This is a genomic window from Rhizobium sp. UFLA01-1127, assembly GCF_059803845.1.
On sequence record NZ_JAUQTZ010000083.1, the window covers coordinates 12856 to 27467 of the forward strand.

Sequence of the window (14612 nt, forward strand, 5' to 3'; positions counted from 1 at the left end):
CTGTCATTTTCCGTAAGAATTTACTTACGAATACTCCCCCAGGGATCGTAGAGTCTGTTCCTGGCTACCCTTGCCAGCGCATGGTCGGCGGCCGAATCGAATGTTGTGGACCAATGCCTGCAAGGCTCGCCAAAACAGGCGCGTAATTCGGCCGACTGCCCTCACCGCCTTCTTTATTTAAGACAGATTTCTATGCCGAAGCCTGTTGCATCTTGTGGGTGACCCGCAAAAGGGGTCGGCCATATCCAGGCATATTGCGTCGATACCGCATGAAACGTTCCTCCAAACGTTTTCGCTTGCCAATCTCTAACCGCAAATCGCAAGCGCCATTCCCCTTGGAAAATTTGAAAGTCTCGAACGTTACAGCTGCTTTTCAGAGGTATGGGTCTGGCGGATAGTGGAGACAGAAGTGCTAGGCTCGGGAGAAAAGCATGCAGTCTCATTCGCCAGGAGCCGGTCGGCTCACGACCCATGTGCTGGACACCGCGCTCGGCAAGCCCGCCGAGGGTCTGCGCATCGACCTATACCGGATCGACGACGATAAAGCGCATCTCCTGAAATCCGCCAAAACCAACGATGATGGCCGCTGCGACGCGCCGCTGCTATCAGGCGAAACCATGCAGATCGGCACTTACGAGCTGCGCTTCCATGCGGGAGACTATCTCGGGCGCCCGACCGTTGGCCCGATGTTTCTGGATATCATTCCTATCCGCTTCGGCCTTGCCGATGAGAACGCGCATTACCATGTACCGCTGCTCCTCTCGCCCTACAGCTATTCCACCTATCGCGGGAGCTGAATGATGACCGCCGCAAAAATCCGCTCCGAACTGCGCTTCATCCTGAACGGTGAGGACGTTGCGCTCCGGGACATCGCACCGGACCAGACCCTGCTCGACTGGCTGCGGCTCTCCCGCTCGCTGAAAGGCACCAAGGAAGGCTGCGCCGAGGGCGACTGCGGCGCCTGCACGGTATTGGTCGGCCGCCTGACGCCGGCGGGCACCCTCGTCTATGAAGGCATCAATGCCTGCATCCGCTTCCTCGGTTCGCTCGAGGGCTGCCATGTCGTCACCGTCGAGCATCTGGCAGCCAGCGGCGATCATCTCCATCCGGTGCAGCAGGCCATGGTCGATTTCCACGGTTCGCAATGCGGCTTCTGCACGCCGGGCTTCGTCATGTCGCTCTACGGGCTCTGGATGCAGACGTCCAATCCGACGGATCAGCAGATCGAAACGGCGCTGCAGGGCAATCTCTGTCGCTGCACCGGCTACGAGCCGATCCTGCGCGCGGCCCGCGCTATCTCCAGTTACGGCGGCACGCAGAACGATCCCCTGCTTGTCGAGCGCGAGAACATGTTCGCGCGGCTGAAGGCCCTTGCCGATGGCGCGCGCGTCGAAATCGGCGAGGGACGCAATCGGCTGATCGTGCCGGCCGGCCTCGATGATTTCGCTGATGTCCTCGAAGCCTCGCCGACCGCGACCGTGGTTGCCGGCTCCACCGATGTCGGCCTCTGGGTCACCAAGCATATGCGCGACATCACGCCGGTCGTCTTCATTGCCGGGCTGCAGGAATTGAAGTCGATCGCCGTCAAAGACAATGTCGTAACCATCGGCGCCGGCGTCACCTATTCGGAAGCGCTCGCCATGCTTTCGCAGCACGTTCCGGCACTCGGCCCGCTCATTGCCCGCATCGGCGGTCAGCAGGTGCGCAACATGGGCACGATCGGCGGCAACATCGCCAACGGCTCGCCGATCGGCGACACGCCGCCAGCCCTGATCGCGCTTGGCGCATCGCTCACCTTGCGCAAGGGCGCCGCCCGGCGCATCATTGCGCTCGAAGACTTCTTCATCGCGTACGGCAAGCAGGATCGCCAGCCTGGCGAATTCGTCGAGGCCGTGCATATTCCGGTTCCGGCAGCAGATGACAAATTCGCCGTCTACAAGGTGACGAAACGCCGGGACGAGGATATTACGGCAACGCTCGGCGCTTTCCGCCTCGCACTTGCAGCCGATGGCACGGTCGCAGAAATCCGGATCGCCTATGGCGGCATGGCCGCAACGCCGAAACGGGCTTTCGCTGTCGAAAAATTCCTGCTCGGCCAGCTCTGGAACGAGAAGACTGTGGAGGCGGCGATGGACAAATATGCCGAGGATTACACACCGCTGACCGATATGCGCGCCACGGCGGGATACCGGGCGCTCGCAGCGAGGAATCTTCTGTTGCGTTTCTACCTGGAAACGACATCCAGTGCGGCACCGGTGCAGGTGTCCAGATACGAGGCGGCATAGGCCATGAACAAACATGCTTCAGACATCAAGGCCGAAACCATCGTCGGCGGGGTTCATGCCAGTCCCCGTCATGACTCCGCGCATAAGCATGTCTCCGGCACGGCCGTCTATATCGACGACATCACCGAACCCACTGGCACGCTTCACGCCGGTCTTGGCCTGTCAACCGTCGCCCACGGCATCCTGAAATCCGTCGATCTGTCGGCCGTGCGCGCAGCTTCCGGCGTCGTTGCCGTGCTCACCCATCAGGATGTGCCCGGCGTCAACGATATCTCACCCTCCTACATGAACGACGACCCGGTGCTTGCCGCCGGCAAGGTCGAATTTCACGGCCAGCCGATCTTCTGCGTGATCGCCGAGACGCGCGAACAGGCACGACGCGCCGCGCGGCTGGCGAAGATCGACTATGAGGAACTGCCAGCTGATATCGACATCTGGGATCTCGACGTTTCGACCCATCGCCAGGTGGTCACGCCGCTGACGCTGAAGCGCGGCGATGCGGCGGAAAACCTTGAGCGCGCGCCGCGTCGCGTGAAGGGTCGCATGCGGCTAGGCGGCCAGGATCATTTCTATCTCGAAGGCCAGGTCTCACTGGCGGTGCCCGGCGAAGACGACGAGGTCGTCGTCTATTGTTCGACGCAGGGTCCGAGCGAGACGCAGCATATGGTCGCCCATGCGCTTGGCGTGCCGAGCAATGCTGTTACGATCGAGGTGCGCCGCATGGGCGGCGGCTTCGGCGGCAAGGAAACCCAGGCAAACCAATGCGCCGCGATCGCGGCCATCGCGGCCAAGAAGCTGAAGCGCGCCGTCAAGATCCGGCTCGACCGCGACGAAGACATGGTGGCGACAGGCAAGCGGCATGATTTCGCCATCGACTATGAAGTCGGTTTCGACGATGAGGGTCGCATCCTCGCCGTCGACTATACCTTCGCGCTTCGCGCAGGCTTCTCGGCCGACCTTTCCGGCCCGGTCGGCGACCGCGCGCTGTTTCACTGCGACAACGCCTATTTCTTTCCGCATGTGCATGCAAAATCGGCGCCGCTCTACACCAATACTGTTTCCAACACCGCCTTCCGCGGCTTCGGCGGGCCGCAAGGCATGGTCGGCGCCGAGCGCGTCATCGACGAGGTGGCCTTCGCCGTCGGCAAGGACCCGCTCGAGATCCGCAAGCTGAATTTCTACGACGCAATGGGCGTTCAAGGTGAGCGCAACCTCACGCCTTATCACCAGAAGGTCGAGGATTGCATCATCCCGCGCATCGTTGCGGAGCTGGAGGAAAGCGCCGATTATGCCGGGCGCCGCAAGGCGATTGCCGAATCCAATGCGAAGAGCCGTATCGTCAAGCGCGGCATCGCGCTGACACCGGTCAAATTCGGCATCTCCTTCACCAAGACGGAGGCGAACCAGGCCGGTGCACTAGTCCATGTCTACAGCGACGGCTCCGTGCATATGAACCATGGCGGCACCGAAATGGGGCAAGGCCTGCATCTGAAGGTGGCGCAGGTGGTGGCTGAGGAATTCCAGATTGATCTCGACCGGGTGAAGATCACCGCGACGACGACAGCCAAGGTCCCGAACACCTCGCCGACCGCGGCGTCTTCCGGCGCGGACCTGAACGGCATGGCGGCGCAGAACGCCGCGCGCCAGATCAAGGAGCGGCTGATCGCCTTTGCGGCGGAAAGCCATCAGGTGCCCCGCGAGCAGGTGGTATTCCTGCCGAACCGCGTGCGGATCGGCGATATCGAGATGTCCTTCCCCGATCTCATCAAGAAGGCCTATATGGCGCGCATCCAGCTTTCGGCCGCCGGTTTCTACAAGACACCGAAGATCCATTGGGATCGCAAGGCCGGCCGTGGCCACGCCTTCTATTACTACGCTTACGGTGCGGCCTGCTCGGAAGTATCGATCGACACGCTGACCGGCGAATATGTCGTCGAGCGCACGGATATCCTGCACGATACCGGCCGCTCGCTGAACAAGGCGATCGATATCGGCCAGGTCGAGGGCGGCTTCATCCAGGGCATGGGCTGGCTGACGACGGAAGAACTCTGGTGGGACGGCAAGGGACGCCTGAGAACACATGCACCCTCCACCTACAAGATCCCGCTTGCATCCGACCGCCCGAAGATTTTCAATGTAGCGCTGACCGACTGGTCGGAGGCCTACGAGCCGACGATCCATCGCTCGAAGGCCGTGGGTGAGCCGCCGCTGCCGCTCGGCCTGTCCGTTTTGCACGCCCTATCGGACGCGGTGGCAAGCGTGGCCGACCATAGGATCTGCCCGCGTCTCGACGCGCCGGCAACGCCCGAACGGGTACTGATGGCCATCGAGCGTTTGAAGGCCGCACAAAAGGAGTGAAACAATGCCTGCCGCCCGTGAAGATATCCGGGATTTTCTGCGCCGCGAACCGGCGCCGATCCTTGTGGAGGTGACGGGCGTCGCGGGTTCGGCGCCACGCGACACCGATGCCTGGATGCTGGTGTCGGAACGGGCGATTTTTGCAACGATCGGCGGCGGGCAGCTCGAATATATGGCGATCGATCAGGCGCGCCGCGCTTTGCGCTCCGGCCTTGCCGCCGCGCCGATGAACGTGCCGCTCGGGCCGGAGATCGGCCAATGTTGCGGCGGCCGGGTGGGACTTGCCTTCAGAGCAGTCGATCCCGAGCTTGCGAAGGAGCTTGTCACCCGTAGCGACCGAGAAATGGCCGCGCGTCCACATGTCTATGTATTCGGGGCAGGGCATGTCGGCGATGCGCTTGCCCTGGCGCTCTCGCTTGGGCCTCTACGAGTCGTTCTGGTGGACACGCGGGAAGAAGAGCTGATCGCCTCCAATCTGCCGCGCATCGAAACCTGCCTCACGGCCATGCCCGAGGCTGTGGTGCGCGATGCGCCGCCCGGCAGCAGCTTCGTCATCCTCACCCATGATCATGCGCTCGATTTCTTGATCGCTGCAGAAGCGCTCAAGCGTTCGGATGCCGCCTATGTCGGGATGATCGGCTCGAAAACGAAACGCGCCACCTTCCGTAACTGGCTGTCGCGCGAAACCGGCCATGCGGAGCTTTTCGATCGCCTCACCTGCCCGATCGGCGGAGCGGCGGTCAAGGACAAGCGTCCGACGGTCATCGCGACCCTGGCCGCCGCCGAGATCATGACGGCGGCGCTGACCTGGACGGCGGCGGCAAGGCAGCCAGCGCCGACAAAATCCGTTATCGGATAACGGGCAACTGCTTAAATGGGTTGGCAAACGGCACACCGAGCGGTGCGAAATGGCGCTCATTGGCCGTCAAAATAGTGAGGTCGTGCGCGGCGGCAGTCGCGGCAATGGCGATGTCCTCAAAGCCGGGGTCATGAGCGCGCGCTCGGTCAAGCATCAAGCCAGCATATCTCGCCTCTTCAATTCCGAACGGCAGGATGCGGCCGGCATAGAAATGTTCCACCGCTGCGAGCCAGCGGCGCAGGTGCTCCGCTTTCGTCGCCGCCTCGATTCTGACAGCGCGGGCGATGCCTGCCTCGATCTCGGCGATGGTGATTGCCGAAACATAGAGCCGGTCATTATTGGCGCGTAGCCAAGCCGCGAATGCGTCAACGCCGACATGGCGTTTGGTCGGCGCATTAGCCGATACAATATTGGTATCCAGAAGATACAAGATCAGAAGCCGTTTTCACGCAATGAACGTGCGGGCTTTCGCGATCGCTCGGGAATATCGGCCGGCTCGCCAGGAAAGGCCAAAAGCAGATCGGCGAAATCCGGTACTCTGGAAACCCGTTGCCATTCCTCGAAGGAAACGAGTACGGCTTCCTTCCGGCCATGGCGGGTAATAACGGTCGGCTCACCGGCAACGGCCTGATCGACCACGGCCGAAAGCGTCGCCTTTGCATCTTTGAGCTGGATTTCCTTCATGGCACTCCTCCATATGACCATCGGTAGTCATATATGATCTCGCTGATTTGAATCAAGAGTGGCTTAACCTGCAACCCTCAGATCACGAGGCCGCGACCGCAGACTCGTCCTCGAGCAGCTTGCCGATGAGCCTCTGGCAGCGCTCGGCCATGAAATCGATCATCAGCCGCACCTTCGGGTCCTGGAAACGCTTGTGCGGGTAAATGGCGGCGAGCTGAACCGGCGCCGGCGGACTGTCCTTCAGGATCTCCACCAGCCGCCCGTCCCTCAGATAGGCCTTCACCTCGAACAGCGGCTTATTGATGATGCCGCGGTCTTCCAGCGCCCATTGGGTGAGCACGTCGCCGTCGTCGCTGTCATAGGGGCCGGCAACCTCGAACTTGCGCGGGCCGTCCGCCGTCATCAGCGTCCAGTAATATTCCTTCGAGCCGGGATAGCGCAGCAGCAGACAGTCATGCTTGTCGGCAATCAAGGCATCGGCGTCGGAAGGGGCGCCACGCCGTGCAAGATAGGCCGGCGATGCGCACAGCACCCGCTCGCAGTTGAGGATGCCGCGCATGCGCAGATTGGAATCCTCCAGCACGCCAAGCTTGAAGGCGACATCGACGCCTTCGGCCAGGATATCGACATTGTGGTCGGATAGGCGCAGGCGCACCTCGATATCCGGATACTTGTCGTGAAATTCCGGAATGCCCGAGGCGATCAGCCGCCGGCCGATGCCGAGCGGCGCTGTTATTCTGAGCGACCCCTTCGGATTGCGTGAGAGATCGGCGATCGCCGCTTCCGCCTCGTTCACGGCCTCGATGATCTTTACCGCCTTTTCATAGAAGACGCGGCCATGTTCGGTCGGCGAGAGCTTACGCGTCGTACGGTTGAAGAGGCGCACGCCGAGATGACGCTCGAGCTCCTTGATGCGGTTGCTCGCGACCGCAGGCGTGACGCGTTGGTCGCGCCCTGCCGCCGAAAGAGTACCAAGTTCGACCACGCGAACGAAGACGCGGACATTATCAAGATAGGACATGGTCTCTTTCTACCACATCGGCGTGCGGAACAAAGCAGGGGCCATCTTATAGATTTTTTTGAAAGTGTTGGCGGATTAACCGGGATTTTCGAGAAAATCCGGCAATGGCAAACACTCCCATAAAGATCGGGAGGAGTTCCCATGTATGAGTATGCCATCGCCTGGGACTGGCTGACTTTTGCCGTCCGCTGGCTGCACGTCATTACCGCCATCGCCTGGATCGGTTCGTCATTTTATTTTGTCGCGCTCGACCTCGGCCTGAAAAAGCACCCCGCACTGCCGCCCGGCGCCTATGGCGAGGAGTGGCAGGTCCATGGCGGCGGCTTCTACCATATCCAGAAATATCTAGTGGCGCCGGCCGACATGCCAGAGCACCTCGTCTGGTTCAAATGGGAGAGCTACGTCACCTGGCTTTCTGGCTTCGGCATGCTCTGCCTCGTCTACTATGCCGGCGCCGACCTCTACATGATCGATCCGGCCGTGCTCGACGTTTCCAAGCCGATGGCGATCGCCATTTCGCTCTGCTCGATCGCCGGCGGCTGGCTCCTGTATGACCTGATCTGCAAGTCGCCCTTCGGCAACGACAATACGCGGCTGATGGTGGCGCTCTATTTCATTCTCGTGGGGGTCGCTTGGGGGTATTCGCACCTGTTCACCGGTCGCGCCGCCTTCCTGCATCTCGGTGCCTTCACCGCAACGATCATGTCGGCCAACGTGTTCTTCATCATCATTCCGAACCAGAAGATCGTGGTTGCCGACCTGATCGCCGGCCGCAAGCCCGATCCGAAATATGGCCGCATCGCCAAGCAGCGCTCCACCCACAACAACTACCTGACGCTGCCCGTGCTGTTCCTGATGCTGTCGAACCACTATCCGCTGGCGTTCGGCACGCAGTTCAACTGGATCATTGCCTCGCTCGTCTTCCTGATGGGCGTTACCATCCGCCACTGGTTCAACACCCGCCACGCCAATGCCGGGAACCCGACCTGGACTTGGCTGATCACCGTCATCCTGTTCATCATCATCATGTGGCTTTCCACGGTGCCGAAGATCCTGACGGGCGAGCCCACAACGAAAATTTCCGCAATCCAGCAGCCCTTCGTCGCGGCTGAAGCCTTCCCGAAGGTTCGCGACACGATCATGGGGCGCTGTTCCATGTGCCATGCGAAGGAACCAAGCTGGGAGGGCATTATCGCTCCTCCCAAGGGCGTCGTCTTCGAGACCGACCGCGATATTGCCGCCCATGCCCGCGAAATCTATCTGCAGGCCGGCCGCAGCCACGCCATGCCGCCGGCCAATGCCTCGCACATTACCGACGAGGAGCGCCGCCTGCTCGTCTCCTGGTACGAAAGTGCCATCAATGGGGAGAAGACCCAATGAACGAAGTCCTGATCCGTGGCCGCGTGCTGACCTTTCTTGCCGAACCGCAGGGGATCGATGATGCCGCATCCTATCGCTATATCGAGGACGGCGCGGTCTTCGTTCGCGATGGCAAGATCGTGGAGGTCGGCTCCTATGGCGATATTCGCAAGCTCGCCGACGCCGGTGTCAGGATCGCGGACCATCGCCCGAACCTCATCCTGCCGGGCTTTATCGACACACACCTGCATTTCCCGCAGATGCAGGCGATCGCTTCCTATGGTGCCCAGCTGCTCGAATGGCTGAACACCTACATTTTCGTCGAGGAGCAGAAGTTCGCGCGCGCCGCACACGCGGCAGAGGTGGCGGATCGCTTCATGGACGAACTCCTGTCGAACGGTACAACGACGGCGGTTGCCTATTGCTCCGTGCATCCGGAAAGCGTCGATGCATACTTTACCGCTGCCGAAGGGCGCGGCATGCGCATGATCGGCGGCAAGGTCATGATGGATCGCAATGCGCCAGACGCGCTGCGCGATACGCCGCAGCGCGGCTATGACGAGACGAAGCGGCTGATTGCGAAATGGCACGGCCGCGGCCGCGCGCACTATGCCATCAGCCCGCGCTTTGCCATCACCTCGACGCCGGAGCAGATGGAGATGAGCAAGACGCTCGTCGCCGAACATCCGGGTTGCTACGTCCAGACGCATCTCTCGGAAAATCGGGACGAGATCGCCTTTGCGACTTCGCTTTATCCCGAGGCGAAAGACTATACGGATATCTATGCCCGCTATGGTCTGCTCAACGAGCGCATGCTGCTTGGCCATTGCATCCATATGAGCGAACGCGAAGTCGCAGTACTCGCCGAAACCGGCGCTGTCGGCGTCTTCTGCCCCACCTCCAACCTCTTCCTCGGCTCCGGGCTCTTCAATGCCGCTCAGTTCGACAGGCTCGGCGCGCGATGGTCGGTCGCAACCGATGTCGGCGCCGGCACCAGCTTCTCCATGCTCGAAACCATGGACGAGGCCTACAAGGTCCTGCATCTGCAAGGACAGCGGCTGACGCCGTTCAACTCCTTCTATCGCATGACGCGCGGCAATGCGCACGCACTCGGCCTCGAAAGCCGCATCGGCTCGCTGCAGGCGGGTGCGGATGCCGATATCGTCGTGCTTGATTCCAGCGCCAAGTCGGCGATGGAATTCCGCATGCGCACCGCGACCTCATTGGCAGAAGAACTCTTTATCCTCCAGACCATGGGCGACGATCGCTGCATTGCTGAAGTCTATGTCGCCGGCAAGCCGATGAAGAGCAAGGGTAAGAAGGCGGACACGATCGCACGCGAGCAATTGCAGCTCGCCTGACCAGTCAAGTGGCGGACCGAAAACGCCGTCGTCTCCCGACAGGAGACGGCGTCAAAGGCATTCAGGCCCGCTTCGAGCGTCCGCCCATCGCCTTCGTCAATTCTTCCGCTGCCGCCCGCACAACCGGGCCAAGCGCCGCGATCCTTTGATCCGGCAGCCGCACGGCCGGTCCTGAGATCGAGATGCCGGCAATAGCCTCGCCATATTCGTCGAAGATCGGCGCCGCCACGCATCGCATGCCCAGCGTATGCTCCTCATCGTCGACCGACCAGCCGCGTGAGCGGATCTCGGCCATATCCGCAAGTAGCATGGGTACCGTGTCGCGGGTCTTATCGGTGAAATGCTCCAATGACCGCCCTTTGAGCAACACTTCGATCTGGCTGTCCGCCCAGGTGGAAAGGATCGCCTTGCCGATGCCCGAAGCGTGGATCGGTCCACGGCGGCCTGGACGGAAAAAGGCGCGCATCGGCGCATGGCTTTCGGCCTGCGAGATGAAAACGACATCGCCGTCTTCCTCGATGGCGATATTGGCGGTCTCGCCTGATACCTCCATCAATTGCTTGAGGAACGGTCGGCTGATCGTGCCGAGCTTGCGGAAGCGTAAGTACGCCGTTCCGATCTCGAAGGCTTTCACCCCGATCGTCCAGGCGCCGGTTTCGCCGTCATGCGCCACCATGCCATGCTGGGCGAGAGACGTCAGCAACCGGTGCACGGTGGAAGCCGCCATGGCTGATTGATCGGCAAGCTCGGTCAAGACAGCGCCATCGGCCTCGGCCACCAGTTCCAGCAGTTTCAAACTGCGATCGAGCACCTGCACGGACGAGGCGACCGCATTCTCGGCCGGCTTCCGGCCCGGCCTGCCCCTCGACTTTTCCCGATTTTCCGCCATGACGCTCACTTTTGACTGAAGGCGCGCCGCGCGTCGACGCCGCCTGCTTCGGCTTCATGACATAGCCGCTTCGCTTCGATTGTTCCAGATTCGTTGAAAATGTTTATTTCCATATGATGGGATTTATTTCCATTTCATGATTGCACTTGTCCGCCCATGCGGTACCTTCGAAGCAGAAACGGAGGAAATCCCCATGGCAAAGATGCGAGCAGTCGATGCCGCAGTGCTGGTTCTGGAAAAGGAAGGCGTCAATTGCGCCTTCGGTGTTCCAGGCGCTGCGATCAACCCCTTCTATTCGGCAATGAAGGCGCGCGGCTTGATCCGCCATGTGCTCGCCCGCCACGTCGAGGGCGCGAGCCATATGGCCGAGGGCTATACCCGGGCGCGTGCCGGCAATATCGGCGTCTGCATCGGGACGTCAGGCCCGGCCGGCACCGACATGATCACCGGCCTTTATTCAGCTTCCGCCGATTCGATCCCGATCCTCTGCATTACCGGCCAGGCGCCGCGCGCGCGCCTCGACAAGGAGGATTTCCAGGCCGTCGATATCGCCAAGATCGCAGCCCCCGTCACCAAGTGGGCCGTCACCGTCATGGAACCGGCGCTTGTCCCTTATGTCTTTCAGAAGGCTTTCCATACGATGCGCTCTGGTCGGCCCGGCCCGGTCCTCATCGATCTGCCTGTCGATGTTCAGGTCGCCGAAATCGAATTCGACATCGAAACCTACGCCTCGCTCGAACCCTACAGGCCTTCCGCCACGCGGGCACAGGCGGAAAAGGCGCTTGCCATGCTGAATGCGGCCAAGCGGCCGCTGATCGTCGCGGGCGGCGGCATCATCAATGCCGATGCGTCCGATCTGCTCGTCGAATTTGCCGAAATCACCGGCGTTCCGGTCATCCCGACACTGATGGGCTGGGGCACGATCCCGGACGACCATCCGCTGATGGCCGGCATGTGCGGGCTGCAGACCTCACATCGCTACGGCAATGCCACGCTGCTCGCCTCCGACTTCGTTCTCGGCATCGGCAATCGCTGGGCCAATCGCCACACCGGCAACGTCTCGACCTATACCGAAGGCCGGACTTTCGTGCATGTCGATATCGAACCGACCCAGATCGGGCGCGTGTTCGCCCCGGATTTCGGCATCGTCTCCGACGCGGGTGCCGCACTGAAGCTTTTCCTCGACGTCGCTACAGAATGGAAGACAGAAGGCAGACTGCGCGACTGGTCGGCCTGGGCGGAGGAATGCCGCGAGCGCAAGCGCACCATGCTGCGCAAGACGCATTTCGACCAGACGCCGCTGAAGCCTCAGCGCGTCTACGAGGAGATGAACAAGGCCTTCGGTCGCGACACCTGCTATGTCTCGACCATCGGGCTCAGCCAGATCGCCGGCGCGCAGTTCCTGCATGTCTACAAGCCGCGCAGCTGGATCAATTGCGGCCAGGCAGGCCCGCTCGGCTGGACGCTGCCGGCAGCGCTCGGAGTGCGCGCCGCCGATCCGGATCGTCCGATCGTCGCCCTGTCCGGAGACTACGATTTCCAGTTCCTCATCGAGGAGCTTGCGGTCGGTGCGCAGCACAAGCTTCCCTACCTGCATGTGGTCGTGAACAATTCCTATCTCGGCCTCATCCGCCAGGCGCAGCGCGGCTTCGACATGGATTTCGAGGTCAGCCTCGCCTTCGACAATATCAATGCCAGGGACGATGCCGAGCCGGGCTATGGCGTCGATCATGTTGCCGTCGCCGAAGGCCTCGGCTGCAAGGCGATCCGCGTGCGCAGCCCGAACGAGGTCCAGGAGGCCTTCACGACGGCGCAGCAGCTCATGACGGAATACCAGGTTCCCGTCGTCATCGAGTTCATTCTGGAGCGCGTCACCAATATCGCCATGGGTGCCGACATCAATGCGGTCGTCGAATTCGAAGAGCTTGCCGAACGCGGCGAGGATGCGCCGACCGCGATCCTCGCGCTGCTGGACTAGAGCGGTTCAGCTTTTCACGGAATCTCTGAACCGCTCCAGCTCTTTGTTTTTCACGCAATTCCAGACGGAAAACCGCTCACGCACTTTTCCTGGAATTGCTCTAAAGGAGAAATCAAATGCCGAAATTTGCGGCCAATCTGACCATGCTCTTCAGCGAGGCGCCGTTTCTGGATCGCTTCGCACTGGCCGCCAAGGCCGGCTTCGAGGGTGTCGAATATCTTTTTCCCTATGATTTTGCGAAGGAGGTACTGCGTACCGAACTCCATCGCCATGGCCTGACGCAGGTGCTGCACAATCTGCCCGCCGGCGATTGGGCCGGCGGCGAGCGCGGCATCGCGATCCTGCCGGATCGTATCGATGAATTCCGCCGCGGGGTCGCCTCGGCGATCGACTATGCAACGACGCTCGGTTGCAGCCAGATCAATTGCCTCTCAGGCATTATTCCGGCTGGCGTGCCCGATGAGGTGCTGCGGACCACCTTCGTCGTCAACCTCGAATATGCATCGGAAGAGCTTGGCAAGCACGGGATTCGCTTGCTGATCGAGCCCATCAACCACTTCGACATTCCGGGCTTCTATCTCAACACGCCGGATCAGGCGGCAGCGATCATTGCCGAAGTCGGCAGCGACAACCTGTTCATTCAGTACGACCTCTATCACCAGCAGCGCACCGAGGGAGAGCTGATCGGCACGTTCAAGAAGCATCAGGCGCAGATTGCCCATGTGCAGCTTGCCGACAATCCCGGACGCAACGAACCTGGCACCGGCGAGATCGCCTATCCCTTTATCTTCGAAGCGCTCGACGCACTCGGCTACGACGGCTGGATCGGCTGCGAATACAAACCGCGCACCACCACTGCGGCGGGGCTCGGCTGGTTTGCTGCAGCCGGCCGCCACGCCGAAAGCGCCGCCATTCTCAATATCAGGAGCTAAACAGCATGGCACATATCGGATTCATCGGCCTCGGCATTATGGGAACCCCCATGGCGCGCCACCTGCAAAATGCCGGCCACATCGTCGTTACCTCCAGATTCTCCATCCCGCCGCGCCAGGAGCTGCTCGATAACGGCCTGCAATTCGTCGAAACGCCGAAGGCGCTCGCCGAAACGGTCGACACGATCATCCTGATGCTGCCGGATACGCCCGAGGTCAAGGACGTGCTCTTCGGCGACAACGGCGTTGCCTACGGCCTTTCGAAGGGCAAGCTCGTCATCGACATGAGTTCGATCTCGCCGATCGAAACCAAGGAGTTCGCGAGAAGAGTTCGCGAGACCGGCGCCGAATATATCGACGCGCCGGTTTCCGGCGGCGAAGTCGGCGCGAAGAACGCCTCGCTCTCCATCATGGCCGGCGGCTCCGAGGCAAGCTTCGAACGGGCGCTGCCGCTTTTCGAGCTGATGGGCAAGAACATCACGCTCGTCGGCGATTGCGGCGATGGCCAGGTCACCAAGGTTGCCAACCAGATCATTGTCGCGCTGGCGATCGAGGCGGTGTCCGAGGCCCTCGTCTTCGCTTCCAAGGCGGGAGCAGACCCCGCTCGCGTGCGCTTGGCCCTGATGGGCGGCTTTGCTTCCTCGCGTATCCTTGAAGTGCATGGTGAGCGCATGGTCAAGCGCACGTTTGAGCCCGGCTTCCGCATCTCGCTGCATCAAAAGGATCTGAACCTCGCGCTGCAAGGCGCCAAGGCGCTCGGCATCTCGCTGCCGAACACGGCTTCGACGCAGGAACTCTTCAACCAATGCGCCGCCAATGGCGACAGCGGGCTCGATCATTCCGGCCTCGTCAAGGCGCTCGAGCGCATGGCGAACCATCCTGTCGC

The 14612-nt window shown here is 61.4% G+C and carries 13 protein-coding genes; 9 read left to right on the top strand and 4 right to left on the bottom strand.

The features are described 5' to 3' along the window. The first annotated feature begins 431 nt into the window (after positions 1–431). Genes uraH through xdhC form a run of 4 tightly spaced genes read left to right on the top strand, consistent with a single transcriptional unit; the run spans position 432 to position 5502 of the window. Positions 432–797: a hydroxyisourate hydrolase gene (uraH, locus tag Q4Q11_RS20060; protein WP_112512545.1), complete on the top strand. Its 366-nt coding sequence runs from the start codon at positions 432–434 to the stop codon at positions 795–797. 3 nt (positions 798–800) lie between these two features. Next, positions 801–2285, top strand: coding sequence for a xanthine dehydrogenase small subunit (gene xdhA, locus Q4Q11_RS20065; RefSeq protein ID WP_498570601.1), 1485 nt, complete (start codon positions 801–803; stop codon positions 2283–2285). Positions 2286–2288: 3 nt separating this feature from the next. After that, positions 2289–4643, top strand: a complete 2355-nt coding sequence (gene xdhB, locus Q4Q11_RS20070) for a xanthine dehydrogenase molybdopterin binding subunit (protein WP_498570602.1) — start codon at positions 2289–2291, stop codon at positions 4641–4643. Positions 4644–4647: 4 nt separating this feature from the next. Then, positions 4648–5502 (top strand): xanthine dehydrogenase accessory protein XdhC, encoded by an 855-nt coding sequence (xdhC, locus tag Q4Q11_RS20075; RefSeq protein ID WP_498570603.1) that lies wholly within the window; start codon positions 4648–4650, stop codon positions 5500–5502. Here xdhC and Q4Q11_RS20080 read toward each other — a convergent pair. From Q4Q11_RS20080 to Q4Q11_RS20090, 3 genes are all read right to left on the bottom strand, one after another. Then, positions 5492–5932, bottom strand: coding sequence for a PIN domain-containing protein (locus Q4Q11_RS20080; RefSeq protein ID WP_498570604.1), 441 nt, complete (start codon positions 5930–5932; stop codon positions 5492–5494). The genes xdhC and Q4Q11_RS20080 overlap by 11 nt on opposite strands. Positions 5933–5934: 2 nt before the next feature. Beyond that, a complete protein-coding gene (locus Q4Q11_RS20085) occupies positions 5935–6186 on the bottom strand; it encodes a type II toxin-antitoxin system Phd/YefM family antitoxin (RefSeq protein WP_112512541.1) in 252 nt (83 codons plus the stop codon). Positions 6187–6268: 82 nt separating this feature from the next. Further along, the gene (locus tag Q4Q11_RS20090; protein ID WP_112512540.1) at positions 6269–7207 is read right to left on the bottom strand and encodes a LysR family transcriptional regulator; all 939 of its coding nucleotides are present in this window, start codon (positions 7205–7207) and stop codon (positions 6269–6271) included. A gap of 141 nt (positions 7208–7348) precedes the next feature. On the opposite strand from Q4Q11_RS20090, the gene Q4Q11_RS20095 reads away from it, so the two are divergent. Together Q4Q11_RS20095 and guaD are read left to right on the top strand one after the other, a co-directional pair. Next, entirely contained in the window at positions 7349–8587 is a 1239-nt protein-coding gene (locus Q4Q11_RS20095) for a urate hydroxylase PuuD (RefSeq protein WP_498570605.1), read from the top strand. After that, positions 8584–9927, top strand: coding sequence for a guanine deaminase (gene guaD / locus Q4Q11_RS20100; protein WP_498570606.1), 1344 nt, complete (start codon positions 8584–8586; stop codon positions 9925–9927). Before Q4Q11_RS20095 ends, guaD begins: the two co-directional genes overlap by 4 nt. A gap of 61 nt (positions 9928–9988) precedes the next feature. On the opposite strand, the gene bhcR is transcribed toward guaD, so the two are convergent. Beyond that, positions 9989–10816 (bottom strand): HTH-type transcriptional regulator BhcR, encoded by an 828-nt coding sequence (bhcR, locus tag Q4Q11_RS20105; protein ID WP_498570607.1) that lies wholly within the window; start codon positions 10814–10816, stop codon positions 9989–9991. Between the two features lie 193 nt (positions 10817–11009). Here bhcR and gcl point away from each other — a divergent pair, with 193 nt between their 5' ends. The 3 genes from gcl to glxR form a co-directional block, all read left to right on the top strand. Then, positions 11010–12794 (top strand): glyoxylate carboligase, encoded by a 1785-nt coding sequence (gcl, locus tag Q4Q11_RS20110; RefSeq protein ID WP_498570608.1) that lies wholly within the window; start codon positions 11010–11012, stop codon positions 12792–12794. A 116-nt stretch (positions 12795–12910) separates the two neighbouring features. Beyond that, positions 12911–13726, top strand: a complete 816-nt coding sequence (gene hyi, locus Q4Q11_RS20115; RefSeq protein WP_112512535.1) for a hydroxypyruvate isomerase — start codon at positions 12911–12913, stop codon at positions 13724–13726. Between the two features lie 5 nt (positions 13727–13731). Beyond that, positions 13732–14612: 2-hydroxy-3-oxopropionate reductase (gene glxR / locus Q4Q11_RS20120; RefSeq protein WP_498570609.1), on the top strand; the 881-nt coding region annotated here is incomplete at its 3' end.